Source organism: Paraburkholderia tropica, from assembly GCF_014171495.1.
GTDB lineage: Bacteria > Pseudomonadota > Gammaproteobacteria > Burkholderiales > Burkholderiaceae > Paraburkholderia > Paraburkholderia tropica.
Genome location: NZ_CP049135.1, coordinates 255,714 through 282,381, shown reverse-complemented (window position 1 = coordinate 282,381; position 26,668 = coordinate 255,714). Strand labels below are relative to the sequence as shown.

22 protein-coding genes are annotated in these 26,668 nt (G+C 64.6%); 12 read left to right on the top strand and 10 right to left on the bottom strand.

The annotated features are described in order from the left end of the window. Positions 1-28 precede the first annotated feature (28 nt). From G5S35_RS15990 to G5S35_RS15975, 4 genes are all read right to left on the bottom strand, one after another. On the bottom strand, positions 29-994 hold the full coding sequence (locus G5S35_RS15990; protein WP_074985700.1) for an OmpA family protein: 966 nt from the start codon (positions 992-994) through the stop codon (positions 29-31). Next, positions 978-1,988, bottom strand: coding sequence for a type VI secretion system-associated protein TagF (gene tagF / locus G5S35_RS15985; RefSeq protein WP_074985698.1), 1,011 nt, complete (start codon positions 1,986-1,988; stop codon positions 978-980). The genes G5S35_RS15990 and tagF overlap by 17 nt, the downstream gene beginning before the upstream one ends. Beyond that, positions 1,985-5,872, bottom strand: coding sequence for a type VI secretion system membrane subunit TssM (gene tssM, locus G5S35_RS15980; RefSeq protein WP_183039197.1), 3,888 nt, complete (start codon positions 5,870-5,872; stop codon positions 1,985-1,987). The genes tagF and tssM overlap by 4 nt, the downstream gene beginning before the upstream one ends. 317 nt (positions 5,873-6,189) lie before the next feature. Further along, positions 6,190-7,047 (bottom strand): M15 family metallopeptidase, encoded by an 858-nt coding sequence (locus G5S35_RS15975; protein WP_074985788.1) that lies wholly within the window; start codon positions 7,045-7,047, stop codon positions 6,190-6,192. A gap of 136 nt (positions 7,048-7,183) precedes the next feature. On the opposite strand from G5S35_RS15975, the gene G5S35_RS15970 reads away from it, so the two are divergent. The 6 genes from G5S35_RS15970 to G5S35_RS15945 all read left to right on the top strand — a co-directional run bounded on the left by G5S35_RS15970 (position 7,184) and on the right by G5S35_RS15945 (position 12,579). After that, positions 7,184-8,134 carry a hypothetical protein gene (locus G5S35_RS15970; RefSeq protein WP_065065756.1) on the top strand — a complete coding sequence of 317 codons (951 nt, stop codon included), beginning with the start codon at positions 7,184-7,186 and terminating at the stop codon, positions 8,132-8,134. A gap of 290 nt (positions 8,135-8,424) precedes the next feature. Further along, positions 8,425-9,069 (top strand): CDP-alcohol phosphatidyltransferase family protein, encoded by a 645-nt coding sequence (locus G5S35_RS15965; protein WP_183039196.1) that lies wholly within the window; start codon positions 8,425-8,427, stop codon positions 9,067-9,069. Further along, entirely contained in the window at positions 9,056-9,679 is a 624-nt protein-coding gene (locus G5S35_RS15960; RefSeq protein ID WP_074985787.1) for a lysophospholipid acyltransferase family protein, read from the top strand. The genes G5S35_RS15965 and G5S35_RS15960 overlap by 14 nt, the downstream gene beginning before the upstream one ends. A gap of 3 nt (positions 9,680-9,682) precedes the next feature. Continuing rightward, complete coding sequence (locus tag G5S35_RS15955) at positions 9,683-10,624, top strand: phosphatidate cytidylyltransferase (RefSeq protein WP_065065754.1); 942 nt, start codon at positions 9,683-9,685, stop codon at positions 10,622-10,624. Between the two features lie 135 nt (positions 10,625-10,759). After that, positions 10,760-11,248: a helix-turn-helix domain-containing protein gene (locus tag G5S35_RS15950; RefSeq protein WP_065065764.1), complete on the top strand. Its 489-nt coding sequence runs from the start codon at positions 10,760-10,762 to the stop codon at positions 11,246-11,248. Next, positions 11,248-12,579: a type II toxin-antitoxin system HipA family toxin gene (locus G5S35_RS15945; RefSeq protein ID WP_065065753.1), complete on the top strand. Its 1,332-nt coding sequence runs from the start codon at positions 11,248-11,250 to the stop codon at positions 12,577-12,579. Before G5S35_RS15950 ends, G5S35_RS15945 begins: the two co-directional genes overlap by 1 nt. A gap of 137 nt (positions 12,580-12,716) precedes the next feature. Here G5S35_RS15945 and G5S35_RS15940 read toward each other — a convergent pair whose 3' ends face one another. Then, positions 12,717-12,905, bottom strand: a complete 189-nt coding sequence (locus G5S35_RS15940; RefSeq protein WP_065065752.1) for a CsbD family protein — start codon at positions 12,903-12,905, stop codon at positions 12,717-12,719. A 253-nt stretch (positions 12,906-13,158) separates the two neighbouring features. Here G5S35_RS15940 and G5S35_RS15935 point away from each other — a divergent pair, with 253 nt between their 5' ends. The 4 genes from G5S35_RS15935 (at position 13,159) to bfr (ending at position 17,910) form a co-directional block, all read left to right on the top strand. Then, positions 13,159-14,631, top strand: coding sequence for a benzaldehyde dehydrogenase (locus tag G5S35_RS15935; RefSeq protein ID WP_183039195.1), 1,473 nt, complete (start codon positions 13,159-13,161; stop codon positions 14,629-14,631). A 32-nt stretch (positions 14,632-14,663) separates the two neighbouring features. After that, entirely contained in the window at positions 14,664-15,800 is a 1,137-nt protein-coding gene (locus G5S35_RS15930) for an NAD(P)-dependent alcohol dehydrogenase (RefSeq protein WP_110328175.1), read from the top strand. Between the two features lie 237 nt (positions 15,801-16,037). Next, positions 16,038-17,264 carry a helix-turn-helix domain-containing protein gene (locus tag G5S35_RS15925; protein WP_237181420.1) on the top strand — a complete coding sequence of 409 codons (1,227 nt, stop codon included), beginning with the start codon at positions 16,038-16,040 and terminating at the stop codon, positions 17,262-17,264. A gap of 169 nt (positions 17,265-17,433) precedes the next feature. Continuing rightward, positions 17,434-17,910 (top strand): bacterioferritin, encoded by a 477-nt coding sequence (bfr, locus tag G5S35_RS15920; RefSeq protein ID WP_065065748.1) that lies wholly within the window; start codon positions 17,434-17,436, stop codon positions 17,908-17,910. A gap of 106 nt (positions 17,911-18,016) precedes the next feature. On the opposite strand, the gene cyoD is transcribed toward bfr, so the two are convergent. Genes cyoD through cyoA form a run of 4 tightly spaced genes read right to left on the bottom strand, consistent with a single transcriptional unit; the run spans position 18,017 to position 22,047 of the window. Next, positions 18,017-18,400: a cytochrome o ubiquinol oxidase subunit IV gene (gene cyoD / locus G5S35_RS15915; RefSeq protein WP_260400439.1), complete on the bottom strand. Its 384-nt coding sequence runs from the start codon at positions 18,398-18,400 to the stop codon at positions 18,017-18,019. Further along, positions 18,397-19,017, bottom strand: coding sequence for a cytochrome o ubiquinol oxidase subunit III (cyoC, locus tag G5S35_RS15910; RefSeq protein WP_065065746.1), 621 nt, complete (start codon positions 19,015-19,017; stop codon positions 18,397-18,399). The genes cyoD and cyoC overlap by 4 nt, the downstream gene beginning before the upstream one ends. 3 nt (positions 19,018-19,020) lie before the next feature. Further along, entirely contained in the window at positions 19,021-21,012 is a 1,992-nt protein-coding gene (cyoB, locus tag G5S35_RS15905) for a cytochrome o ubiquinol oxidase subunit I (protein WP_065065745.1), read from the bottom strand. Positions 21,013-21,018: 6 nt separating this feature from the next. After that, positions 21,019-22,047 carry a ubiquinol oxidase subunit II gene (gene cyoA, locus G5S35_RS15900; protein ID WP_080180443.1) on the bottom strand — a complete coding sequence of 343 codons (1,029 nt, stop codon included), beginning with the start codon at positions 22,045-22,047 and terminating at the stop codon, positions 21,019-21,021. A gap of 191 nt (positions 22,048-22,238) precedes the next feature. Here cyoA and G5S35_RS15895 point away from each other — a divergent pair, with 191 nt between their 5' ends. Then, complete coding sequence (locus tag G5S35_RS15895; protein ID WP_110328177.1) at positions 22,239-23,651, top strand: aminotransferase-like domain-containing protein; 1,413 nt, start codon at positions 22,239-22,241, stop codon at positions 23,649-23,651. 281 nt (positions 23,652-23,932) lie between these two features. Next, on the top strand, positions 23,933-25,054 hold the full coding sequence (locus G5S35_RS15890) for a porin (protein ID WP_065065742.1): 1,122 nt from the start codon (positions 23,933-23,935) through the stop codon (positions 25,052-25,054). Positions 25,055-25,122: 68 nt separating this feature from the next. On the opposite strand, the gene G5S35_RS15885 is transcribed toward G5S35_RS15890, so the two are convergent. After that, positions 25,123-26,664 carry a DUF1254 domain-containing protein gene (locus tag G5S35_RS15885; protein WP_110328178.1) on the bottom strand — a complete coding sequence of 514 codons (1,542 nt, stop codon included), beginning with the start codon at positions 26,662-26,664 and terminating at the stop codon, positions 25,123-25,125. Positions 26,665-26,668 lie beyond the last annotated feature (4 nt).

The following is a 26,668-nucleotide window of genomic DNA, read 5'->3' as shown; positions in this document are numbered from 1 at the left end:
CATTGCGCCCCGCGCGGCCCAGCAACACTTAAATCCCCGCGCGGAATTCAATACGTCGATTACGCGCACGACCGTCGGTCGTGTCGTTCGACGCCACCGGCTGATCGGGGCCCACACCATTGGTCGTGAGCTGCTGCGGCGAAATCCCCTTCGCAACGAGATAGCCCTTCACCGCATCCGCGCGCGCCTGGCTCAATGCGATATTCGAAGCGCGATTACCCGAATTGTCGGTATGACCGATGATTTCCACCGTGCGCGTATTCATTTTCGCGAGCACGGCGGCCATCTGATCGAGAATCGCGCGGCCTTCCGGCGCGAGCGTCGCGCTGCCGGTTTCGAATTCGATGGTGCGGTTCGCGAGCGTCTGATCGAGCAGACCCTGTTCGGATGCGCTCACACGCAGTCCATTGCGAATCGTATAAGTGGGATTGAGCGCATTCGCCATGTCGCTCGCGATCTGCTGGCGTTGCGCTTCGTTGCCCACTTCGCCGCGCACGTCGATCTGCGTGCCGTCGATCTTCAATTGTCCCTTGTGAATCTGCTTGAGCTGCGCGCCAATCAGCTTCTGCACATTCGACGACCAGTTAGGCGGCGTGGCCACATCGCCCACTTCGATCTGGTCGACCACGTTGCCTGCGCCATACGTATCGCGCAGACGTTGCAGCACGGCAGCGTGCGTGGCTTCGTCGGGCACCTTGCCGCCCACCACGACCTGGCCCGGCGCGTTGTCCATCGGTGCGGGCGTCGAGGTCACGGCGCTGCGCGTGCCCGAAGCGGCTGCAGTGACGGAAGCGGCGGGCGCAGTATTCGCCACGCCTGCCGATGAAGCCGTGCCGGGCAGGACCGTCGTGCGGATCTGCGAGCCGCTGTTGTCGATGGGCGTGACGCGTGCGGGGCTGCCGTCGTCGGCGAAAGCGGGCGCGGCAGCGCAGAACACCAGCGCGACCGCGGCCGCCAGCGCGCGGCGCGCACGCGTATCAAGCACGGCGGCCATTGACCGGCTCCCCGATAAACGCCTCGCGGAACGTGTCGATCGAGACGCGCAGCGACAGCTGCGGTTGGTCGAGGTAGCTGACGAGTTTGCTGATGCCATGGTCGCTTTGTGCATGATCGTCGATCCACTCGGGATCGTCGATGTCGATGTTGTGGGCTGCGTAGGTTTGCGGATCGACCACGCTGTGCAGGGTCTTCGCGGAAGCGCCGTTGAATCCGATGACGAGGCGCTCGCGCTGCGCAATCGTGCCGATGAAGATCGCCAGTTCGAAATCGGCCTTCGACACGAACGGCGCGATCAGTTCGAGCCAGAACGCGGCAACGAGGCTGCGATAGAACGGATCGGTCGGCAGCGGCAGCGTGAGGCCGCGTTCGAGATGCGCTGCGCCGCTCGTCATCACGGGACGCAGCAGCGAGCCAAGCGCGAGCATCGCGCCGCGCAAACGCACCGGATGGCCGCTCGCCAGCAGCATCTGTTCGAGGCCCGAAAGCGTCTGATGCTCGACGAAGTCGGCGAACGTGCCGTCGTGCGGATTGCCCGTGCCGCCCACATCGACCGGCACGAACGTTTCGCCGAGCGATTGCAGCGCGCCCGCGGGTTCGCTCGGTCCGAGCAGCGGCTGCATCTGTGCAGCGACGCGCGACCAGAGACGCGCGAATGCGAGCGGGCTGCGCGCGAGAAAAGCGAGCGGTTGCTCGACTTCCAGCGCGGTGGCGGCGAGAAACGGAAAGCGCCGCGACGACTGATCGTGGCTCGCCACCATATGGCCGGCGATCGCGAGCTTGCTGTGCGAGCCGAGAAACGCGAAGTGCATCGGCTTCGCTTCTTCGTAGACGATCTTCCAGCGCGGATCGTCGGTGAGCAGTTCCATCGCTTGCGCGAGCCAGCGATCGAGCGTTTGCAGCAGTTGCGGATTGTGCCCGCTCTTCACGAAGTCGCCGCGCGACGGAATCTTGCCGAAGTAGGCGATTTGCGCCTGAACGGTTTGCGTCATTGCGCACCTCCCGCGTTGTTGTTGGCGCTCACTGCGTTGGCCGTCGCGACCGCCGCTTGCGGCGCGCTCGTCGCGGCCGCCGCGGTGCTGTTCGACGCATTGGCCGGTGCGGCCGGGGTCAAAGCCGGATTCGCGGCCGCGCCCACGCTGGCAATCGACGACGGCAACTGCACGCCGCGCAAGCCTTGCTGCTGCGGTGCATCGCCGCTCGATGCGGTCGGCTGCGAGGTGCTGATGATGCGCATGCTCACCGACACCGTCACGCTGCCTTGCGTCCAGTTGAGGTCGAAGGTGCCATCCGGACGACGGCTGCGTTGCGCCGAGTTGATCAGCTTCTCGAGACCGTAGCGGCCCGGCTCGTTGACGAGCTGGATCGTGCGGCCGTCGAAGGTCGTCGCCGAGAGCGTCGCGCCCGGCGAGCCCGACGGATTCGGCCACACGAAGTTGGTCCACTGCGGCGGCGTGTTGCGATAACGCAGCTGCTGGCCGTCGATCGCGATCGTGTACTCGGTCGTGCCGCTCGACGGCTGCGGCAGGATCTGGAACACGGTCTGCGGTTCGCTGCTGCCGCCGTTCGCACCCGCCGCGCCACCCGCGAGCGGTGCGACCCAGCGCGCGAAGCCGCCGGTGAAATCAGGCGTGAGCGAGAGGCCCATATCGCCCCACGTGCGCGCCGAAAGCGTGTCGCCGCGACGGACCGCGAGCGGGCCGAGCGTGGTGCTCACGAACTTCGAGATCGCGCCGTCCGGGCCGAACATCTGCGCGATTTCGCTCGCGCCGGCCTCGACCTTCGCCGTGCCCGCAAACGGATACTTGTTCGCGAGCGACGCCTGGAACGGCTGATACACCTGCGCATTCCACACCTTGTTCACTTCGACGCTGGCCGGCTGGATCACCACCGCATACGCCTGCATGAGCGGACGCACGAGCAGCGGACGCAGTGCCTTGCGCTGATCGTCGGTGAGGCCGGTGAGCATCTGCTCGTCGACGAACTTCAGCGAATCGGCCAGTTCCGAACCGTTGCCGTCGAGCGTCTGCTGCATCAGCTGGCGCGCGCCCGGTCCCGGATCGCCCTGATTCTTGATGGTGTTGAAGCGCGTGCGCACCTTCGAGAGCGAATCCATGTAGCCCTTGAGCATCGAACCGTTGTCGTGCGTGACGACGATCCGGCCGAGGCCCGCGAACGCCTGACCCACCGGACCCATCGGCAGCTCGACCGGATTGCCGTTGATGTCGATGTTGGCCTGCAACGGACCGCTCGACGCGCGCGAGAACAGATTCTTGAACCAGCCCGTGATGCCGCTCTGCGCACGCTTGATGCTGGTGTTCACGAGCGACGGGTTGTCCCACGAAGTCTGGTCGTACGCGGTTTCGAGAATCTTGCGGATCGGCGAATCCTGCGGGTCGCCGAGACGGTTCATCGCGTCGACAGCCTGGCCGAAGGTGCCGAAGTCCTGCACGGCGATGCCCTGCATGAACTTCTGCCAGTGTTGCGCGTACTCTGTTTTGTACATGCCCACCAGCGTTTTCTGGATCTGCTCGGGGCTGCCTTCGAGCGTGAGGTCGTCGGCGGCCGAGGTGTTGAGCACCCAGTCCTTCGCCTGCAGTTCCTTGGTGGCGGCGTCGCGGATCGCGGGCTGCACATACTGGAACCACGCTTCGCGCGTGAACGTACCCGGAATCGCGTAGCTGCCGGCAACGAGGCTCGTATTGCCATCGCCGACGATGCGCGCGACCGTCATCGGCGCGAAACGCGTCGAGGCGCGCGCCTTGATCTCTTCATACACGCGCTGGCGTGCGGGCATGCCGCGCACCACGTGGCGCAGGTTCTCGCGCGTCTGGTCGACGAGCGCGAGATTCGCGTCGATCATCGGCCAGTCGTCGTCGTTCACGCGCGCGAGATAGAAAGTGATCATGCGCTCGGCGCTCTTGATCATCTCGTCGCGAGGCATGTTGCCGCGATTCTGTTCGAGCCAGCCGCGCCAGAAGCGGGCGATCTGGTCGGTGAGGTGAGCGGTCTCGACGTGGCGCTTGTCGGAGAGCATCAGGTAGGTCTTGAGCGCGTTGTACGCGTCCTCGACGCTGCTCGGCGAGGCGTCGCTATAGAGGCCGCCCTGGCGCGTGGTCGCCATGGCGGCGTGCGCGGAAACCGGCACCGCGCCCGAGTCCGGCGCGTGCGTCATCGGTGCGAGCTGGTCCGGATGCGCGTCCACGTCCTTGAGGAACGACGCGAGATTCTGCGAGACCGGCGTGAGCATGATCTGGCGAATGCCGTTGTAATACTCTTCGAGCAGATGCTGTTCGAGGCGATCGCCCTGATACAGCCCGAGCGACACCGAGATCGGCTTGTCGTGACGGAACTGTTCGAGCTGGTCGATGCGGTCCTCGAGAATATCCATCGCCTGCAGGCGCGATTGCAGATCGTTGCGGTTCTGCTGCAGTTTCTCGACGTTGTCGAGATCGGCCTGCACGTTCGCCACCAGTTGCTGATTGTTGATCGCCGACCACGTCCAGCCGCCGAGCGCGAGGGCGAGCGCCGCCACCACGCCGAAGAACGTGGCGTAGCGCAGGCGCGTTTTCGCAGGGCTCGCGAACTGGCGAACCGTATGGCGGTCCGCGAAAATCACCTTGGAAAACAGGTCTTTCAGGAAGAAACCATTCTTCGAGAACGCGGCTTGTGGCTTGGGCAGACCATCGGCGGAAAGGGCAAAGCGATTGGCGATGCGCTGCGCGGCGGCGCTATTGGTTTCGCCTTCCTGCAGTGCGCTCGTGAAATAGAAGCCGCGGAAAATCGGCTTGTACTGGAACGGATTGTTTTCGAACAGCGTGGCGAGGAACGCACGCAGCGCAGGCTTGATGGTCGAGAATTCCAGCGGAAAACTCAATTGGCCCGGCGTGAGCGCGTTGCCGCGGCTCATCGACATCTGCGCAATGCTGATTTCCTTCAGGCCGTCGTAAAGCTCTTCGAAGCGATCATCGAACAGCGTGACCACGTCACGCTTCTCGTCGGGTTCGTAGGGCAGGGTAGCGCCCCACACGCGGTCGTATTCGTTGCGCTCGCTGCCGCTGAAGAATTCCGTGAAACCCGTAATGAGGTCGACCTTCGTGAACATCACGTAGACCGGCGCGAACACTTCGAGCTTTTCAGTGAGTTCCTGCACGCGCTGGCGCAGGTTCTTGGCGAGGTCGATGGCGAATTCGGGCTTGCTGCCCGTGAGTTCCGCAATGCTGGCCGTCACGATGATGCCGTTGATCGGCGCCTTCGGACGAAAACGCTTGAGCAGGCCCAGAAAGCCGAGCCATTCGCCGCGATCTTCTTCGTGAATCGAATAGCGGCCGGCCGTATCGAGCAGAATGCCTTCGTTGGTGAAGAACCAGTCGCAATTACGCGTGCCGCCGATACCGTGAACGATCGCTTCCTTTTTGTCGGCGAACGGAAATTGCAGGCCGGAATTGAGCACGGCGCTGCTTTTGCCTGCCGCCGGATTGCCGATCACGATGTACCACGGCAATTCGTACAGCGCGGAGCCGCCCGACATCTGGCCGATCTTCGAGGACTTGATGGTCTTGACCGCGTCGACGAGGCGCGTGCGCAGCGCGTCGAGTTCGGCCTGGGTGCCGCGCGCGGCGACGGCCGCCGGGCTTTCGACCTGAGCCTGCTGTTCGAGCATGTCGCCGAGCTTGCGATTCGCGCGATGCACGCGAATGCGGCGCACGATCCAGACGAGCAGCCAGATCGCGAGCAGGGCGCCGAGCACCACGCCGACCCAGATGAGCCCGATTTGCAGCGTGTCGGCTGCGATGAACAACACGGCGGCGAGCGCGATGAAGCCGATGATGGAAAGCGTGCGCCTGTGAGTCAACACGTTGAGGATGCGTTGCATAAGCCGGTCAGGTCCTGGTGCTTTGTGTGCTGTTCTGATGATTCGTTGCGAGTCGCGACGCGTGCTCGGGCGTCACGCGGGCAGGGCGCATGCACGCGCGCGTACGCGGCGCTCAGGCATGGCGCCGCGTCGGCAAGCGGGATGGCAAGCGGGATGGCGAAAAATGGGAAAAGAAATGGCGCGGCCCATGCGGCGCGCGGCGCAAGATATTGAAAGAACGCCCCATAACATCCTCTTTATTGTCCGCATTGCGTCCTGCATCGGCCCAATATGCATATATGCGTCTATGTGTATCCGCATTCGGTTACACAATTGCGTCATTTCGCGCCGGGCGGCTTGCGCCCAAGCACAAAACCGGGCTTGTGATATTCGACGTGCCCGAGGTCCATCATTTTCCATCGGCCGCCCCACGTCAGACCGACTTGCTCGGCAACCTGTCCATATAGCTGATAGCCGCGCATGGCCCAGGGATCTTTTTCTGAAATGACGAGCTTGCCGTCGCGCAAAAACGCGTTATCTGCTGCGAGACCGTATTGGTGATAGCTTTGAAACGCTGCAGCATTGGTCACGCTGCCACCCAGTTTCGCCAGACGGTCTTGCCGATCGGGACTCCGATAACCTTCCAGCAAAGCCATGTCGTAACCGTATTGCTCGTGCATGATTTTATAGACGAGCAAAAGACGCGTACGGAAATCCGCATCGAGCAGATTCCAGTCGCGGCTCGCGTCGACCAGAGCGGGCCGAATCTGCTCGACCTCCCGTGTGGCGAACACTTCTGGCGGCAAGGGCGGCGGCGGAACAAGCTGCTCGCCATTGAGCAGCGCCGAGATTTTTTCATCGGGCGCCCGAAGCGTGTCATCGTATTGGAATAACTGGTGGCCACGAAGCGCAATTGCGATCAGCGGCGGCGTCGCAAGAATACCTGTCGTCGCCAAAATCAGCAAGCGCCGCTTAATCAGCAAATTTTGCAGACTTGAAATAGCCGATATAGAATTTTTTGCCGATTTACCGACATGACTTCGCGCTTGCATTGCACGTGCTGAAGCACGCTTTGCAATCGAATTATGCAAATTGAATACGCCACCGAAAACAGCGGCTCTTACCGCTGGCAACAGCAGTAAAGCCGCGATCAAAACGGCAATGGCGAAATAGGCGACGAGTGCAATGGCAACCAAAAGCGACCCCGAGAGCTGAGGCAATTGTTTTTTGTAATGCTTGATTTTAGAATCAGGCCTGCCCGAAGTCGGGCCGACACGTATTATTACGTCGAAAATGGCCTGATTCAATGTGCACGATTCGAATGAGACTCTAATGAGTGTGCCGGACAACTCCCGCCCTAAAGCTCCACCCAGCCTGCTGGCCGACGGTCCCGGCAAGCCGGCCGGCGCGCCTTCCGCCAATGGCGCGCCCAACGGCTCGCGCATCCTTGCGAACCTCGAAGGGCGCGTCGTGCCGCCTGCTTCGCCTGCGGGCAAGCCGCAGCGATCCTCCAAAGCGATCGCGCTCGTCGCGCTGCTCGTGGTCGGCGCCGGCGCGTTTGGCGCCTGGCATCTGATGACACGTACGCCGTCTGCGGCATCGAGTGCGTCCACAACGGCTGGAACGCCTGCAAGCGCTACGGCGACCGCTTCAACGACCGCATCGGCGGCCAGCGCGCCACATGCCGTGACGAGTACGCAAGCCGCGCCGGAAGCGGCCTCGGCCTCGCAAGCCGCCACGATCGTCGCCGACGACGATAGCGCCAAGGCCGCAGCGAACAGCGCGACGTCAGCGCCGGAGAACGACGCCGACCGTCTGTCGCACGCGCTGTCCGATGGCGCGCACGACGGGCCGGCGAACGCGCCTGCGGTCGCTGCGGTGGCGCCGTCGAAGGTCGCGCCGGAAAAGGGCGCCGCGAAATCGAAACACGAAAGCGCCGACGCGAAGCATCAAACTGCAAATACGCATCGTCAGGAAAGCAAGACGAGCGTCGCGCAATCGAAGAAGTCCACGCATCACGACACGGCGAAAAAGGACGACTCGGACGCCGATCTGCTCGCCGTGCTCGTCGCGCGCACCAAGCCCGCCGATCCGAAGCACGAGGCCAGTGCGCGCGCCGGCAAGTCGGCCACGCCCGGCAACGCGTCGCTCGCGCAGCAGGTCAAGGCATGCGGCGAACGCGGATTCTTCGAGGATCAGTTGTGCCGCTGGCGCGTTTGCGACGGTCATTGGGGCAAAGATCCCGCGTGTCCCTCGACGGCGCGCGCGAACAACGAGCATTGACGGCGCGACTCACGCACGCCGTATCTGCATGCCGGAGCATCGATCGATTCTTCGGCATGCGAAGCATCGCTGGTGCGATCCCACGGAACGACGATGACAGACCCGACGCATCACACAGTTTTGATTATATTTAACATAATGCAAATTAGCGCATTTTTATAATGTGCCTGCGCGGGGGATTTCTGCCATCGATCCTGCCCACGCGCAAACTTGCGCTCAATAGCGCACCATGATCCGACTGGCCTCGGTATAACGCGCCGGTCTCACTCCAACATTGAACACGACGCCTCATGGACGACAATCGACGCCCGATCAAATCGCGCTCCAACGCGGCAATCGTCGCGCTTTCCTCATTTCTCGCGGGCACGCGCGTGACGCCCAACCAGATCTCGTGTGCAAGCGCCGTGTTCGCGTTCATCGGCGCGCTCGCGCTGCTCAATCCCGAGAGCATCGTCGCCATGGTCGTGGCGATCGTCTGCATCCAGTTGCGGCTGCTGTGCAATGTCGTCGATGGTCTGGTCGCCGTCGAAGGCGGTAAAAAATCGATCGTCGGGCCGATCTTCAACGAATTTCCGGACCGCGTCGCCGACAGCCTGTTGCTGGTCGCCGCGGGCATGGCCGCCGGCATGCCGTGGCTGGGCTGGGCGGCCGCGCTGTTCGCGGCGCTCACGGCTTATGTGCGCGTGTTCGGCGGCTCCGTGGGCGTGCCGCAGCGTTTCATCGGGCCGATGGCCAAGCAGCATCGCATGGCCGTGCTCACGCTCGCCTGCGTCGCGACGATCGTCGAAACCTGGCTGCAGCGCCATCACGTTGGCCTGTTCATCGCGCTCGTCGTCATCGCGGCCGGCAGCGCGCTGACCTGCGTGACGCGCACGCGCGCGCTCGTTCAGGATCTGCATGCCCAGCAGACCACGGAGGAAAATCATCATGCGTAACGTGATGCAGCGCTGGCTGCTCGGCGTCGTGCGGCTCGTGGTGGGCGCGCGCGGACGCTATGCGAGCACGCCGCCCGACGCGCGCCAGACCATCTATTTCGCGAATCATTCGAGCCACGTCGATACGCTCGCGATTCTCGCCGCGCTGCCGCCGGACCTGCGTGCGAGCGTGCGACCGGCAGCCGCGCGCGACTACTGGGACGCCACGCCCACGCGCCGTTTCATCGCCAATCGCGTGCTCGGCGTGGTTTACGTGACGCGCCAGGGCGCGGCGGGCGAAGATCCGTTGCAGGCCGTGCGCGACGCGCTGGCCGCGGGCTGGTCGATCATCATCTTTCCGGAAGGTACGCGCAGCGCGACGGGCGAAATCGGGCCCTTCAAAAGCGGCCTCTACTGGCTGTCGCGCGATTTTCCTGACGTGCAACTCGTGCCCGTGCATCTGTCCGATCTCGTGCGCGCCATGCCCAAGGGCAAGCTGCTGCCGGTGCCAATCAACTGCCATGTTTCGTTCGGCGACGCCGTGCCCGGCGCGGCATCGCTCGACAAGGACACCTTCCTGGCCACGGCGCGCGACGCCGTCATCCACCTTCAAGAATCGGTACGGGGATAAGCGATGCCGCACGTTTTCTGGATCACGATCGTCGGCGTTCTCGCCCTGCTCTGCGTGTTCACCGTCGCGGGCGCCGTGCTGCGCGTCAGACTGGGCGCGGGCAACGCGACCATCGTCAACATGAACCAGCGTATTTCGGCGTGGTGGGTCATGATTGCCGTGGTCACGGCCGCGCTCTGGCTCGGCCCTTACGCCACGCTGTTTCTGTTCTTCATCTGTTCGTTCTTCGCGCTGCGCGAATTCATCACGCTCACGCCGACCAAGCCCGCCGATTACTGGTCGCTCGTGCTCGCTTACTACGTTGCGCTGCCGGTTCAGTTTCTGCTGGTGGCGTTGCACTGGTACGGCCTGTTCGCGATCTTCATGCCGGTGTACATGTTCTTCGTGCTCGCGGCCGCGGCGGCCTTTGCGCAGGATACGGCCGAGTTTCTCGAGCGCAACGCGAAGATCCAATGGGCGCTGATGGTCTGCGTGTATTCGCTGAGCTATGCACCCGCATTGCTGTTGCTGCCCTTGCCGCACTATTTCAGCAATAACGGTCCGCTGCTGCTGTTCTTCCTGCTGGTCGTGCAGTCGAGCGATGTGTTCCAGTACGTCTGCGGCAAGCTGTGGGGCAAGCACAAGCTTTCGCCGCTCGTGAGCCCGTCGAAAACGTGGGAGGGCCTGATTGGCGGCGGCGCGCTCGCCATCGGGCTCGGCACCCTGCTCCACGGCCTCACGCCGTTCAATCTCTGGCAGGCCGCGCTGATGTCGGCTGTCACGGTGATCGGCGGCTTCGTCGGCGGCCTCGTGCTTTCCGCCGTCAAGCGCTCGATGGGCGCGAAGGACTGGGGCGTGATGATCGCCGGCCACGGCGGCATGCTCGATCGCGTCGATTCCATCTGCTTCGCCGCGCCGATCTTCTTCCACCTCACCCGCTATTTCTTCGTGCCGGCCGGCTGCTGACGCGCGGGACGTACAGTCCGGACTTACAGTCTATAGGCTGTATTTTGCATTTACAGCCTTTAGATTGTATTTTGCATTTACAGCTTATAGACTGTGGATATGTCACCCGCCGCGTCATCGTTTCCGGAGCTTCGCGTGGACTATCCGCTCAAGACTGTCAGCCAGCTGCGCCCGCTGCTGCTGGGCTTCCGCAAAAAAAGCGGACTCACCCAGGAAAAGCTTGCGCAGCGGCTCGGCATCTCGCAGCAAAGCTATGCCGCCTTCGAAGCCAATCCCGCCGCGGCCAGCGTCGAACGGCTGTTTCGCGTCTTGCGGCTGCTGAGCGTCGACATGCGCCTGCTGTCCACGGAAGCCGATCTCGCGGCCGCGCCGCGTGCCGCCGCCGCGAAGAAAAGCACCACGCCCGCTAAAACGCCGAAGGCAAAGCCCAAAGCCGCTGCGCCGACACAACGCCCTTCCGCCCCGGCAAACACGCGCGGCACGAAAAAAACGACAGCCGCGAAAACAGCGACGAAAACAACGAAAGCGCCACAAGCAGCAAAGGCCGTGAAAACGGCCCGTAAGCAACCCGCACCGCGTAAAACGCAAGCCGCTCTATCGCCCCGCAAGCGGGAGGACTGGTAATGGCGCGTCCACGCCAGACCAACCGCCTCGATCTCTGGATGAACGGCCTGCCCGTCGGTCATTGGGAAATCGTGCGCGGCGTTGAGCGTCTTGCTTACGCCGAAAGCTGGCTCGAGGACGAGCAAGGCCGTCCGCTGTCGCTTTCGCTGCCGTTTACGCCGGGCAACCAGCCCTTGCGCGGCGAAATCGTCACCGATTACTTCGACAATCTGCTGCCCGACAGCGAACGCATCCGCCGCCGTATCGCCACGCGTTACCGCACGGGCGGCACCACGCCGTTCGAACTGCTGGCCGTACTCGGACGCGATTGCGTGGGCGCATTGCAACTGCTGCCCGCCGGCGAAGCGCCGGTCGATCTGGAGCACATCGAAGGACGCCCGCTCGACGAACACGCCATCGCGCAACTGCTGCGCGACACCACGGCCACGCCGCGCGCCGCCGAGCACGACGCCGTCGACGACCTGCGTCTGTCGATCGCCGGTGCGCAGGAGAAAACCGCGCTGCTGTGGCATGGCGGCGAGTGGCTGTTGCCCACGGGCAGCACGCCAACCACGCACATCCTCAAACTGCCGCTCGGCCTCGTCGGCAACATGCGCGCCGATATGCGCACCTCGGTCGAGAACGAATGGCTCTGCGCGCGCATCGTCGCCGCGTTCGGCCTGCCGATCGCGCCGTGCGAGATCGCCGAATTCGAAGACGTGAAGGCGCTCGTGGTCGAGCGTTTCGACCGCCGCCTGTCACGCGACGGCCGCTGGATCGTCCGTCTGCCGCAAGAGGATCTCTGCCAGGCCACCGGCACGCCGGGCCTGCTCAAATACGAAGCCGACGGCGGCCCCGGCATCGACGCCGTGATGGCGGTGCTGGGCGGTTCGGTGCGTGCGGCGGACGATCGTCGCCACTTCTTTCTCGCGCAGATGATCTTCTGGCTGCTCGCCGCCACCGACGGCCACGCCAAGAATTTCAGCATCGCGCATCTGCCTGGCAGCCGTTACGCGGCCACGCCGCTGTACGACGTGCTCTCGGCGCATCCGATCATCGGGCGCGGACGCAATCAGCTCGCCGCGCAACGCGCGAGCCTGGCGATGGCCGTGCGCGGACGCAACGCGCATTACCGCATCGCGCAGATCTTGCCGCGTCACTGGATCGCGCAAGGTCAACGTGTGGGATTTACAATCGATCAGGTCGAAGAGATGATGGCGACGGTTGTGGCGCAGACGGAACGCGTCATCGACGAAGTGGGCGCGCAGTTGCCGCGCGAGTTTCCAGTCGATGTCGCCGATGCGGTATTCGAAGGGATGCGCCGTCTCGCCCGGGTGCTGGGCACCGGCTGACTCGCACCGAGAAAGCGCTAATTGCACGGTGAAGCGGCCGCAACAAAAACAAAGCGACGACGCCGAAACCGGCGCCGTCGCGGATAAAGAGGCCGCCGCGCGACGCGGCGGCGAGGGTTGTCGTGGCGCGGCCGCGTTTAGTGGTGACGCTTGGTCACATCCTTCGCGGCTTCCTTCAGGTCGCCCACATTCTTGCGCGCCTGGCCTGCTGCCTGCTGCATATCGCCCTTCAATTCACGCTGCGGGTTGTCGGTGGCGCGGCCCACTGCTTCGTTGACCTTGCCCTTCAGCTTTTCTGCCGTGCCCTTCACCTGGTCCTTGTTCATGGTGCATCTCCACGTAAAAGCGACGGTGCGTCGCGACGTCTTCGTTATCGCACGCGCCGTGCCTGCCGCCCCCCGTTCCCTCCGCGAGCTGTTCAGTTACTGAACGCTTTACCGCGCACAGCCCCGCTGCGACGCGGACTTTCAGGACGCGAACAATTCCCGATTGTGACGCTGACCCCGATTCCCTAACCTCGCAACGTTGCGTCGATGGCGTGTGCCATCGACATCGCCGTACCGTTTCCAAGGAGTCAGCATGAGCGTCACCCCTTCCTCCCGTCTTCTCGATAGCGACGTCTGGCACGGCCGCGTCTTCACCGGCGCCTGGCGCGACGGCACGTCGAGCGCCGATGTGCTCGAACCCGCCACGGGCAAGCGGCTCGCGAGCATCGGCATGGCCGACGCCGAGTTCGTCGCCGCGTCGTCGAAGGCTGCATTCGACGCGCAGCAGGCGTGGGCCGCGCTGCCCTACGACGAGCGCGCCGCCGTCCTGCGCCGCGCCGCGCGCCTCGCCGAAGACGCATTCGACGAAATCGCCGGCTGGATCGTGCGCGAAAGCGGCTCGACACGCGGCAAGGCCGGCTTCGAAACCCAGGCGACCGTAAAAGCGCTGCACGAGGCGAGCGCGCTGCCCTCGCGTTCCGCGGGCGAGGTGCTGCCCTCGGTGCCCGGCCGCCTTTCGCTCGCGCGCCGCCGCCCGCTGGGCGTCGTGGGCGTGATCTCGCCGTTCAACTTCCCGCTCTATCTGGCGATGCGCGCGGTCGCGCCCGCGCTCGCGCTCGGCAACGCCGTCGTGCTCAAGCCCGATCCGCGCACTTCGGTCTGCGGCGGCTTCGCGATCGCGCGTCTGTTCGAACTCGCGGGCCTGCCCGCGGGCGTGCTGCACGTGCTGCCCGGCGACGGCGCGGCGGGCGCGGCGCTCACGAGCGATCGGCACATCGCGATGATCCAGTTCACGGGCTCGACGGGCGCCGGCCGCAAGGTCGGGGAAGCGGCCGGCCGGCATCTGAAGAAGGTCTCGCTCGAACTGGGCGGCAAGAATTCGCTGATCGTGCTCGACGACGCCGACCTCGATCTCGCCGTCGCCAATACGGCCTGGGGCGCGTATCTGCATCAGGGACAGATCTGCATGGCAACGGGCCGCGTGCTCGTACAGCGCAAGATTTACGATCGTTTCGTGGAAAAACTGGTCGCGAAGGCGAAAGGCCTCACGGTTGGCGACCCGGCCACCGAGAACGTCGCGCTTGGCCCGATCATCAACGCCGCGCAGCGCGATCACGTCGCACGCGTGCTGGCGGCCGCGAAGGACGCGGGCGCGCGCATCGAAACGGGCGGCGGCTTCCGCGACCTGTTTTTCGAGCCGACCGTGCTGAGCGGCGTAACCGCGCAAAACCCGGCGTTCAACGAGGAAATCTTCGGACCGGTGGCCGTGGTCGTGCCCTTCGACACCGACGACGAAGCCATCGCGCTCGCCAACGATACGGAGTACGGATTGTCGATGGCCGTGGTCACGGCGAACGTGGGCCGCGCGCTGCTCATGGGCGAGCGGCTGCGCACGGGCCTGCTGCACATCAACGATCAGACCGTCAACGACGAGGTGATCAATCCGTTCGGCGGCGTCGGCGCTTCGGGCAACGGCACGAGCATCGGCGGCCCGGCGAACTGGGAAGAATTTACGCAGTGGCAATGGCTCACGGTCAAGGGCGAAGCACCGCTCTACCCGATCTGAGATCCGCCACCATCGACACAAGGAGACACGCTATGACTACGATATCGGCCAACACGGGCCGCACCGTCACGGCCGCCGTCGCGCGCGGCAAGGGCGAGCCGTTCACAATCCAGAAAGCGCGCCTGCGCGGCCCGAAAGACGACGAAGTGCTGGTGCGCGTGGTGGCCACCGGCCTGTGCCACACCGACCTGATCGTGCGCGACCAGTATTACCCGGTGCCGCTGCCCGCCGTGCTCGGCCACGAAGGCGCGGGCGTGGTCGAAGCGGTCGGCCCCGCCGTGAAGAACCTCCAGCCCGGCGATCACGTCGTGCTGACCTATGGCGCGTGCGGCCATTGCCAGCCCTGCGCGGGCGGTCACGGCGCGTATTGCAGCCAGTTCTTCGGCCTGAACTTCGGCGGCGCCGATCTCGAGGGCCACACCGCCATCGAGGACGAAGAAGGCCGTCCGCTGCACGATCACTTCTTCGCGCAGTCGTCGTTCGCGAGCCACGCGCTGGCCCGCGAAAACAACGCGATCAAGGTGTCGAAAGACGCGCCGCTCGAACTGCTCGGGCCGCTCGGCTGCGGTATCCAGACCGGCGCGGGCGCCGTCATCAACTCGCTCAAGGTCACGCCGGGCAGCAGTTTCGCGAGTTTCGGCGCGGGCGCGGTCGGCCTCTCGGCGGTGATGGCCGCGCGCGTGGCGGGCGCGACCACCATCATCGCCATCGACATCGTGCCCTCGCGGCTCGAACTGGCGAAGGAGCTGGGCGCGACGCACACGATCGACAGCCGCGAAGGCGACGTGGTCGAGACGATCCGCGCGATCACCGGCGGCGGCGTGAACTTCGCGCTCGAATCGACGGGCATCGCGCAGGTGCTGTCGGGTGCGATCGAATCGCTCGGCACGCTGGGCGCGATCGGCGTGGTCGGCGCGCCGCCGCTCGGCACCAAGGCGGAGTTCGACATCAACAGTCTGCTACTGAACGGCCGCACGATTCGCGGCATCGTGGAAGGCGACAGCGTGCCGCAACGCTTCATTCCGCAACTCGTCGAGCTGTATCGGCAAGGGCGTTTTCCGTTCGACAAGCTCGTGAAGTTCTATCCGGTCGAGCAGATCAACGAAGCCGCCGAGGACAGCAAGCGCGGCGTCACGCTCAAGCCGATCCTGCGCTTCACGCACGCCTGACGTTTCGATACGTTGCCGCAGCGGGTGATGGCGGGCGCGGCGCCGTGCCCGCGCCCGCGCCCGCTGCGGTATCCTCGCATCAGCGCGCCGTTGCCGCTCCGCGTGCGCGGCAACGGCCAGGACGGACGGCATGGCGCCCTCAATGTTCACCTCACGTGCCGCGCCGACTGTCCCGCCGACTGTCCTTTCGTTTCCCCCTCTTTTGCCGCTCGACCCCATGCCACGACGGGAGCCCGCATGAATCGCAAGTCCGCGACGGAAACCGTCCAGGCCAGCGCGCTCGCGCAGTTGCATTCGGCCCGCGAGCGTTTCGGCGACGGCGGGCAACTGCCCGCCGCGCTCATGCCGAACCTGCTGCCCGAATCGGTGGCGCGCTCCTGGGCGCGTTCGCGCGATGCGGGCGTGCTGCCGTGGCAGGCGCCCGAATACGAGCTGCTCAAGGGCACGCGCAGCGTGCGCGAATCGCACGAAGACCGGCGGCTCTACAGCTGCATCGTCGACGAAATCGAGCAGCTCTGGGACGCTTTCGGCGGCGACGACTGGACCATCTTCTGCGTGAATCCACACGGCACCGTGGTGCACGCGCGCCGCAGTCCCGCCTGCGACGACGACCTGATCCTGCCGATCATCGCCGGGCGGCGCATTCTCGAATCGCATATCGGCACGACGGCGCCGAGCTGCGTGCTGCACGAAGGCATCGAAGTGACGGTCGCAAACGGCCAGCATTATCTCGACCAGTTCGAACGCGTGTCGTGTCTCGCGGTGCCGCTGTTCGGGCTGCATGGCGAAGTGATCGGCGCGCTCGATCTCACCGGCACCGGCCAGCGCGATCTCGCGCAGGTGAAGGAGCAGTTCCGGCTGGCCGCACTCGCCGCTGAACAGCGTTTATTCGCGACGCTGCGCGGCTGCCACTTGCTGCGCGTGCAGCACGATCCGCGCTGGCTCGCGACGCCGCTCGCGGGCGTGCTGGCGGTCGAGGAAAACGGTGATCTGCGCGCGGCGAGCCGGATGGCGCGGCGTATTCTCGGCCTGCCGCATGGCGCGCCGCTGGCGCTTCGGTCGTTGCAGGATCTGTTCGACGATGCGCCGCCCGCGCTGCTCGGGCGTCTGCTGAAACCCCAGCGCGGCCCGCAGCGCATTGCACGCGCGGACGGTAGCCATGTGTGGATGCAGTACGCGCGCGCGCCGCTCAATCGCAGCACGGCGCGGCGTGCGGGGGCCGGACTCACGGGCGATCATTCGGATATCGCGCCACCCGTCGGCGCGCAGGACACGGCGAAAACCGGCGCGAGTCTCGAAGAACATACGCTCGGCGCGGTACAGCAAGCGATGCGCGATCACAACGGCAATGTGGCCGCCGTGGCAAGACAATTGCGCATCTCGCGCACGACCGTCTACGCGCGCCTCCGGCAGTTGCGCGAAACCGGCATGGTTAGCGACGACCCGCACGCAAGCGGCGCATGATCGGGGCCAGTTCGGCTCGCGTGTTGCCCGCGCAACGCCCCCTCGCCGGTTGCGCGCCATGATGATTGCGAATACGTCTTGTTAATGCCGTCGTTCGCGCACTCGTCGCGCTGACTGTCTATCCTCGTCCTATGCGCACGAGCGTCCACTGGTCCGTCAGGAGAGCGTCATGCAAGCCGACCCCAAGGTTATCGAATATCTGAATGCCGAACTCAAGAACGAGCTGACGGCCATCAATCAGTATTTCCTGCACGCACGGCTCTACAAACACTGGGGGCTCACCGCCCTCGGCAAGCATGAGTATGATGAATCGATCGAGGAGATGAAGCACGCGGACAAACTGATCGAGCGCATCTTCATGCTCGACGGTCTGCCCAATCTGCAGGATCTCGGCAAGTTGCTGGTTGGCGAGAGCACGCGCGAGGCGCTCGAATGCGACCTCAAGCTCGAACGGATCGCGCAGGCGCAATGTAAGGAAGCCATCGTCTATTGCGAGTCTGTTCGCGACTTCGTGTCGAGGGAAATTTTCGTCGAGATTCTCGACGACACCGAAGATCATATCGACTGGCTCGAAACCCAGATCGGACTGATCGACAAGATCGGCATCGAGAATTATCAGCAGTCGAGCATCGGCTCGGTCAGCTAGCGCTCGCTGCAAGGGCCAGTACCACCGCGCCACGCCTGTCAACACAAAAAAGCCCCGCGCGGCCAACACCGCGCGGGGCTTTTCACACTCGACGAACGGCAGCGCGTCAGTCGTGCGCCATCGCCCGATCGACGCTGATATGCGTCGGCATCATGTTGACGTTGGCGTTGTGCATGACCCACAGCGACAGCCCGACGATCACCGCAATCAGAAACGCCGTGCAGATGAAAATGCCGGTGTTGGCGCGCTGGCTGCGCGACGATCCAATATGCAGGAAGTAGCCGAGCTGCACGACCAGTTGCGCGACGCACAGCACGACGATCGCCACGAGTCCCATCGCGGGCGGCACGAGATGAAACATCACCACGCCGAACGAAGCGAGCGTGAGCACGAGCGACAGCACCGTGCCCATCATGTAGCCCTTGAAGCTGCCGTGCCCGTCGCCGTGTCCGCTCTGCGGGACTGCATGATTAACATGAGAATGGCTCACAGCACACCTCGCAGATAGACAAAGGTAAACACGCAGATCCACACGAGATCGAGAAAGTGCCAAAAGAGGCTCAGGCACGCGAGACGGCGCTGGATCGTATCGGTCAGACCGAACTTGAAGGTCTGATGCATCATGATCGCGATCCACAGCAGACCCGCCGTCACGTGCAGACCGTGCGTGCCGACCAGCGTGAAATACGCCGAGAGATACGCGCTCGTATGCGGACCCGCGCCATCGGCGACGAGCTTCGCGAACTCGTTCACTTCCATGCCGACGAAGCCCGCGCCGAACGCGAACGTAATCGCGAGCCACACGATCACCTGCGCGCGCTTGCCTGCGTGCAGGTTGAGCATCGCCATGCCGAACGTCACGCTGCTCGCGAGCAGCAGCAGCGTTTCGCCGAGCACGTACGGCAGTTCGAACAGTTCCTTCGCGCCCGGTCCGCCTGCCGTCGCGTTCGCCAGCACGCCGAAGGTGGCGAACAGCGTTGCGAAGATGAGGCAGTCGCTCATCAGGTAGATCCAGAAACCCAGCGTCGTCTTGGTGTTGTCGCTGTGGCCGTGATCGTGCCCGTGCTCATGTCCCTGAGCGTGAGGTGTAGTTGCAGCGTGCGCCATGACTTACGCAGCCTCCTTGATGTCCAGTTCCGCGAGCTGCGCGAAGCGCGCGTTTTCGATGCGCGCGACTTCCGCCGCCGGCACCCAGTAATCGACGTCCTGGTCATAGCTGCGCACGATGAACGTCACGATCATGCCGATCAGCCCGGCCGCCGCGAACGGCCACATGTGCCACACCGCGGCGAAGCCGAACAGCAGGCTGAACGCGGCGATGATGAAGCCCGCGCCCGTATTGCGCGGCATGTGGATGTCTTCGTAATGCTCGGCCTGCTTGTACGCGGTGCCCGCTTCCTTGTTGTCCCAGTGCTGTTCCATCGAGGTGATCTTCGGCATCACGGCGAAGTTGTAGAACGGCGCGGGCGACGACGTCGACCATTCGAGGCTGCGGCCGTCCCACGGATCGCCGGTGACGTCGCGGTTCAGGTCGCGGTCGCGAATGCTCACGTAGATCTGCACGACCAGCGCGAGAATGCCGAGGCCGACGAACACCGCGCCAACCAGCGCCACCACGAGCCACGGATGCCACGAGGCCACTTCGTAGTGGTTCATGCGGCGCGTCATGCCTTCGAAGCCGAGGATGTAGAGCGGCGTGAACGCGAGCCAGTAACCGATCAGCCAGCACCAGAACGAGACCTTGCCCCAGAACTCGTTGAGCGTGAAGCCGAACACCTTCGGGAACCAGAAGCTGATGCCCGCGAGGCAGCCGAACACCACGCCGCCGATGATCACGTTATGAAAGTGCGCGACGAGGAACAGCGAGTTGTGCAGCACGAAGTCCGCGCCCGGCACGGCCAGCAGCACGCCCGTCATGCCGCCGACGGCGAACGTCACCATGAAGCCGATGGTCCAGAGCGTGGCGCTGTGATAGCGGATGCGGCCGCGATACATCGTAAACAGCCAGTTGAACAGCTTCACGCCGGTCGGGATCGAGATCACCGTGGTCATGATGCCGAAGAACGCGTTCACGTTCGCGCCCGAGCCCATCGTGAAGAAGTGATGCAGCCACACGAAGAACGAGAGAATGCCGATCGAGGACGTCGCGTACACCATCGACTTGTAGCCGAACAGCGGCTTGCCCGAGAACGTCGCGATGATTTCCGAATACGCACCGAACGCGGGCAGGATCAGGATGTACACCTCGGGATGGCCCCACACCCAGATCAGGTTGATGTACATCATCGCGTTGCCGCCAAGCTCGTTCGTGAAGAAGTGCATGTCGAGATAGCGGTCCATCGTGAGCAGCGCGAGCGTGCCGGTGAGCACCGGAAACACCGCGACGATCAGGATGTTGGTGATGAGCGCGGTCCACACGAACACCGGCATCATCATGAGCTTCATGCCCGGCGCACGCATGCGCAGGATCGTCACGATGAAGTTGATGCCCGAGAGCGTCGTGCCCAGACCCGACACCTGCAACGACCAGATGTAGTAGTCCATCCCCACCGTCGGACTGTAGCCAAGCTCGGAGAGCGGCGGATACGCTACCCAGCCCGTCGCCGCGAAGTCACCGACGAACATCGAGACCATCACGAGAATCGCGCCTACGACCGAGAGCCAGAACGACAGCGAATTCACGAACGGATACGCGACGTCGCGCGCGCCGATCTGCAGCGGCACGACCACGTTCATCAGTCCGAGAATCAGCGGCGTGGCCACGAAGAAGATCATGATGACGCCGTGCGCCGTGAAGATCTGGTCGTAGTGATGCGGCGGCAGATAGCCGGCCGCGTCGCCGTATGCGAGCGCCTGTTGCGCGCGCATCATGATCGCGTCGGCGAAACCGCGCAGCAGCATCACGATCGCGAGAATGATGTACATGACGCCGATGCGCTTGTGATCGACCGAGGTGATCCACTCGCGCCACAGATAGCCCCACTTCCCCGCGAGCGTGATCGCGGCGAGCAGGAGCAGGCCGCCGAGCGCCACGACGGCGCCGGTGCCCATGATGATCGGCTCGTGCCAGGGTACGGCATCGAGCGTGAGTTTTCCGAACATGTGTGATTACTCCGCTGCCAGGATGGCGGGCGCGCGCGCGCCGCTGCGTTCGAGGGTGAGCGCCGGCACGTTCGCGCCGGTGCCGCAAATCGGGTTGCCGTGAACGTCGCGCATGTATTTGTCGACGACGCCTTCGAACAGACCCGGCGCGACGTTCGAATAGAGCGTCACGGGCGTCTTTTCGCCGGGGATCGCGAGGCGCTCGTACGCGCCGCGGCTCAGCATCGCGGGCGAGGCCTGGGCGCGGGCGATCCACGCGTCGAAATCGGCGCGGCTGGTGGCGAGCGTGTCGAAGTGCATGTCGGAGAAGCCCGGTCCGCTGAAGGCCGCCGAACGGCCCGCGTAGACGCCGGGTTCGTTCGCGATCAGATGCAGCTTCGTTTCCATGCCCGACATCGCATAGACCTGGCTGCCCAGTTGCGGAATGAAGAACGAGTTCATCAGCGACTCGGCGGTCAGACGGAACGACACGGGCGTGTCCACCGGAATCGCCAGCTGGTTCACGGACGCGACACCGTAGTCGGGATAGATGAAGAGCCACTTCCAGTTGAGCGCGACGACGTCGACGCGGATCGGCTTGGTCTGCGATTCGATCGGCTTGTACGGATCGAGCGAGTGCGTCGTGCGCCAGATCAGCACGCCGAGCGTAAGCACGATCACACAGGGAATCGACCACACGACCACTTCGATCGCGGTCGAATGCGACCACTTCGGCGCGTAGGTCGCGCCCGTGTTGGACGCGCGGTAGCGCCACGCAAACCACAGCGTGAGCGCGATCACGGGAATCACCACCAGCAGCATCAAGCCGAGGGCGATCAGGATCAGGTTCTTTTCCTGCACGCCGATGTCGCCTTTCGGGTCCATCAGCACGGAGCTGCAGCCGCCGAGCAGCGCCAGCGCGCCGCTCGCGGCAAAGGTCGCGGCGGCGCGTAACGGCCTGCTTATGCGGGGGTGAAAACGGGATGAGTGGGTGGAGTGTGGCTGCGGCGGGCCGCCTTCAAAGGACGGTCCTCTTCGAGAAAGGGTTTGGCGCATGTCGGGTTCCAGGGTTGACGAACGCGCAAACCCGTCGATACAGCGCGTGCCCGGAATGCCCCGCCGCTTTGGTCAGGCTCCGCCGCGGCAGTGGCCATACATGCACCATATGTATGGATTTACGCGATTCGTGTCCGCATGCTAGAGTAAGACATGACACATACATGTGCGGCAGGATGACGCAAGGCCCTATGACGCAACCCACCCGGAACGACGCCGACTCCAACCCGGATACCGATACCGCCGCCTCGCCGTGGGCATCGGCGTTCGCGCGCGGCAGCGGTCCGCGCTATGTGCAGCTCGTCGACTTCATCGAGCGCGCCGTGGCCGACGGCACGCTCGCGCCCGGCGACCGCGTGCCCGCGCAGCGCGTGCTGGCGAATCTGCTCGGCGTCGATCTCACCACGATCACGCGCGCGTTCAACGAGGCGCGGCGGCGCGGGCTGATCGAGGCGCGCGGGCCGCTCGGCACCTTCGTGTCCGCGCCGCGCGCGGAGCTTGCGCAGCGGGTGGATCTGAGCATGAACATTCCGCCGCCGCCCGTGGGCATCGACACCAACGCGCTGCTGCGCGAAGGACTGTCGCGCCTGCTGCTGCGCAGCGACGCCGACCTGCTGATGACCTATCACGTCGGCGGCGGCGGCGCGGCCGACTGCACGGCGGCCGCCAACTGGCTCGCGCCGGCGCTCGGGCCGGTCGATCCCGCGCGCGTGGCCGTCTGCCCCGGCGCGCAGGCCGCGCTGGCGGCGCTGCTCGTCGCGTTCACCTCGCCCAGCGACACGATCCTCGCCGAGCCGCTGCTCTATCCGGGCTTGCCGCACGCCGTCGCGCAACTCGGGCGCCGCCTCGAAGCCATCGACACCGACGCCGACGGCATGCGCCCCGACGCGCTCGAAGCCGCCTGCCGCTCGCACGGCGCGCGTCTGCTGTATCTCAATCCGACCTTGCAGAATCCCACGGCCGCGACCATGCCCGAGTCGCGCCGCCGCGAGATCCTGCGCGTGGCGGCGCGCTACGACGTGCGCATCGTCGAGGACGATCCCTACTGGCGCTTCGCCCCGGACGCCCCGCCGCCGCTCGCGCGCCTCGCGCCGTCGCAGGTCTGCTATCTCTCGACGCTCTCGAAAACGCTCTCGCCCGGTCTGCGCACGGCCTTCCTCGTGATGCCCGACGTGGCGTCGCACGCGCGCTTCCTGGCCGCGCTGCGCACGTTTTCGCTGATGGCCGCACCGCTGACGAACGCGCTCGCGATGCAGTGGATCGCCGACGGCACGGCCGCGCGCATCTTCGACGGCGTGCGCGCCGAGGCGCACGAACGCCAGCGCATGGCCGCGCAGACGCTGGGCTCGTCGGCGGGCGCAGGCATTCATCTCTGGTACGCGCTGCCGAGCTACTGGCAGGCGCGCGATCTCGCGGCGGCGGCCAACATCGAGGGCCTCGCGGTCGCGCCGTCCACGGCGTTCGAGCAAGGCCCCGGCACGGCGAACGCGATCCGCATCTCGCTGGGCGCCACCGCCGACCGCAGCCAGCTTCAGGCCGCGCTGCGCCGTCTCTCCACGCTGCTCGCGAGCAACCGCTCGGCGCAATCGCAGGTGATCGTCTAACGCCATCTGTGGCGCGCGGGTCGCGGCCAGCGCGCCACAGGCAAAGCGCTCCCCCGCGCGCGATGTATGCGCCGGCTTTGGATGCCGCACCTGTCTTCCTCGCCCTGCACCTCACGCCAGGATGTGCTCCCGGCCGCAGACGCACACCGGTGCGTCTTTCTCATGCACGCTTTGCAATCTCCTCATGAAAAGAATGCAGTGGACAGCTAATTTCGACGCCCCTTTAATTAGCACGGTCATTCTAATTTCATGATGCTTACATAAATAAAGAGGAGACAGACATGCGCGTGCGCAGGCATGGGTGGTGTGGGATTGCTCTCGCAGTGGCGGCAAGCGGCGCGGCGGCCGCCGAATCGGGCGTGACGCTGTACGGCGTCGCCGATACCTACATGCAGTACCTGAGCAACGATGGCAAGAACACCGTCGCGCTCAAAAGCGGCGGCTCGACGAGTTCGCTGTTCGGCCTGAAAGGCACCGAGGATCTGGGCGGCGGCCTGATTGCGCAGTTCAACGTGGAAACGGGCTTCAACCTCAACAACGGTGGACTCTACGCCGACACCAGCAAGCTCTTCTTCCGCCAGGCATGGGTGGGCCTGAAGCACGAAAAATACGGCTCGCTCTCGTTCGGCCGTCAGTACGATTCGAGCTTCCGCGTGGTGTATCCGACCGATCCGTTCAAGGTCAACGAAGGGCTCTCGCCATTCGCGTCCTACGTGCTGGCCGTCGATCGCAACACGCTGTCGACGCAGTACGACTCGGCGCGCCTGAGCAACTCCGTGCTTTATCAGACGCCGCGGATCGGCGGCGTGCAGCTCTACACCATGTACGGTTTTTCGGAAACGGTCACGCAACCGGTGCCGTCGACGTTCGGCAATACGCTGAACCTCGGCGTGAACTTCACGGGCGGCGGGCTCTACGCGGGGCTCGCGTACGTCTACCAGCACAGCGGCACGGCGCGCTACGCATCGCTGCCCGCCTCGATCGACCTGATGAACACCGAGCACTTCGTTGCCGCGCTCGCGTATCGAATCGGCCCGGTCAATCTGCAGGCGAACTACTCGTATAACCGGCCGAAGGGCGAACCTGCGCCGGGTTCGTTCACCGCGCGGCTCGGCTCCGCGCACTCGATGAGCATCGCCGAAGTGGGCGCGACGATTCAGGCCACCTCCATCGACGAAATCCAGCTTGCTGCGCTCTATCGCAACGTGCGCGGCGCGCACGACAACACGCCGGGTTTCCAGATCGGCATCGATCACTGGATTTCGAAGCGTACGAGCCTGTATGCGCGCGCGGGCTATTTCAAGAACAACGGCACGGCCACGGTGAGCTGGCCGGGCGTGAGCGTGACCGAAGGCGGCACCAAGCAGGCGATGGGCGCGGTCGGCATGACGCATCGCTTCTAAACCGCTTCACTCCGTTAAAGGCAAAAGCGGCCCTTGCGGGCCGCTTTTCTTATGCTGGGTTTATCGATTCAGTCGATGCGTTCGATGTCGCCGGGCTTCCAGGTCTTGTCGAAGAACGGCTGCGTCGGGCCATACAAACGCAGGATCACGAAAAAGCCCTTGTCCGGCAGCGTGCGGATGTAGTTCTTCACATTGACGTCGGCGGGCTGCTTCGGTCCGAACACGATATCGATCGAACCATCGGCGTTCTTCGCGGGCTCGTCCATCGTGTTGATCGACGGGAACGCCTGGCCGTTCTGCAATCCCGACGCGCTCCACGCGTCGTAGGCCGCGACCGACCAGAAGATATGCGCCGGAATGCCCGCGGGCAGATGCAGCTTGTAGGTGTGCTCGCCCGTCAGGAAACGGCCCTGCGCGTCCTTGAACGCCGTGGGATATTTCGCGCCCACGTTCACCATGCTGACGGCCATGCCCGGGCTTGCCGAGTACGCGTAGGTGAAGAAGCCAGTGCGAATGTCGATGTAGTTGAAGGTCGGCGACGTGAATTCCGCATTGCCCGGAAACACGTTGAGCCACTGCCGGTCCGGATACCACTTCTGCGCATAGGTGTTCGCGGGCGGCGCGACGGCAATCACGCGCGCCATCTTCGCGGCCGTGCGCGCGGCGTCGTCGAGGATCTTGCGCGTGCGCGGGTCCGGCTTGAACGGCTGCCCCTTGACGATGCCGAGACTCGCGGCCATGCCGCGCATTTCCATGTCGGCGGGATCGGGATACTCGCTGTCGATGAAACGCGAGAGCATGTCGAACGCGCTGCCATCGGTCGGATACAGCATGTTGATGGGCACGCCCGACGCGTCGGGAAACTGCATGGGTTTCGCATTCGCCTGCTGACCGAGCGGATAGATCTTCGTCTGCTCCAGCACGCCGACCGGTTGCGCGAGTGCTTTCGGATTCTTGAAGAAGCCGCGCCAGAACACGAACACGCCGTTCGTGCGCGAGCGATAGACGTAATAGCCCTCGGGAACCGGGCCGTCGTAGCCCGGCGGCAGCACGAGATATTTGCCGCCCTTGCCCTTGTCGGGACCGGGCAGGCCGACGTCGCCGCACATCACATGGCCTTCGAGCTTCGGCCCGCAGATCGGGCGCTGGAAGAAGTCGTCGAGAATGCCTTGCAGGCCGGGCGGCACCTCGATCACCATCGGGCCGTCCTTGCCCACGTCGAGATAGCCGAGCGCGTAGATTACGTCCGAATTCGGCGTGGTGATCTGCGTGCGCGCGTCGAGCCGTTCCTTGAAGATCGGCAGCACGTTGTAACCCGCGCCGAACTTGCGTTCCGAGCCTTCCTTCATCGCGTACACGTTGAGCGCGGGAATGGCCCAGATATACGTCTGGACCGCGCGCTGGAACAGCCATTCGTCTTGCAGCGTCTGGACCGATTGGGGCGCCGGAAAGCCGCCGGGGAACGGCAGATTCGCGAGTTCGCCATAGCGCGCGGCGACAGGTGCGGCGTCCGGTGCCGTGTCAGGCGCGGCTTGCGCCCACGTCATGCAGGGCGTCGCCAGCGCAACCGCGAGCGCGAGACCGCGCAGGGAAGTGTTCAAGGTCGTCATCCGT

Coding starts and splice junctions, on each gene's coding strand:
- G5S35_RS15990 (WP_074985700.1), bottom strand. CDS start 994: ATGGCCGCCGTGCTTGATACGCGTGCGCGCCGCGCGCTGGCGGCCGCG.
- tagF (WP_074985698.1), bottom strand. CDS start 1,988: ATGACGCAAACCGTTCAGGCGCAAATCGCCTACTTCGGCAAGATTCCG.
- tssM (WP_183039197.1), bottom strand. CDS start 5,872: ATGCAACGCATCCTCAACGTGTTGACTCACAGGCGCACGCTTTCCATC.
- G5S35_RS15970 (WP_065065756.1), top strand. CDS start 7,184: ATGAGTGTGCCGGACAACTCCCGCCCTAAAGCTCCACCCAGCCTGCTG.
- G5S35_RS15965 (WP_183039196.1), top strand. CDS start 8,425: ATGGACGACAATCGACGCCCGATCAAATCGCGCTCCAACGCGGCAATC.
- G5S35_RS15955 (WP_065065754.1), top strand. CDS start 9,683: ATGCCGCACGTTTTCTGGATCACGATCGTCGGCGTTCTCGCCCTGCTC.
- G5S35_RS15945 (WP_065065753.1), top strand. CDS start 11,248: ATGGCGCGTCCACGCCAGACCAACCGCCTCGATCTCTGGATGAACGGC.
- G5S35_RS15940 (WP_065065752.1), bottom strand. CDS start 12,905: ATGAACAAGGACCAGGTGAAGGGCACGGCAGAAAAGCTGAAGGGCAAG.
- G5S35_RS15935 (WP_183039195.1), top strand. CDS start 13,159: ATGAGCGTCACCCCTTCCTCCCGTCTTCTCGATAGCGACGTCTGGCAC.
- G5S35_RS15930 (WP_110328175.1), top strand. CDS start 14,664: ATGACTACGATATCGGCCAACACGGGCCGCACCGTCACGGCCGCCGTC.
- G5S35_RS15925 (WP_237181420.1), top strand. CDS start 16,038: ATGAATCGCAAGTCCGCGACGGAAACCGTCCAGGCCAGCGCGCTCGCG.
- bfr (WP_065065748.1), top strand. CDS start 17,434: ATGCAAGCCGACCCCAAGGTTATCGAATATCTGAATGCCGAACTCAAG.
- cyoC (WP_065065746.1), bottom strand. CDS start 19,017: ATGGCGCACGCTGCAACTACACCTCACGCTCAGGGACATGAGCACGGG.
- cyoB (WP_065065745.1), bottom strand. CDS start 21,012: ATGTTCGGAAAACTCACGCTCGATGCCGTACCCTGGCACGAGCCGATC.
- cyoA (WP_080180443.1), bottom strand. CDS start 22,047: ATGCGCCAAACCCTTTCTCGAAGAGGACCGTCCTTTGAAGGCGGCCCG.
- G5S35_RS15895 (WP_110328177.1), top strand. CDS start 22,239: ATGACGCAACCCACCCGGAACGACGCCGACTCCAACCCGGATACCGAT.
- G5S35_RS15890 (WP_065065742.1), top strand. CDS start 23,933: ATGCGCGTGCGCAGGCATGGGTGGTGTGGGATTGCTCTCGCAGTGGCG.
- G5S35_RS15885 (WP_110328178.1), bottom strand. CDS start 26,664: ATGACGACCTTGAACACTTCCCTGCGCGGTCTCGCGCTCGCGGTTGCG.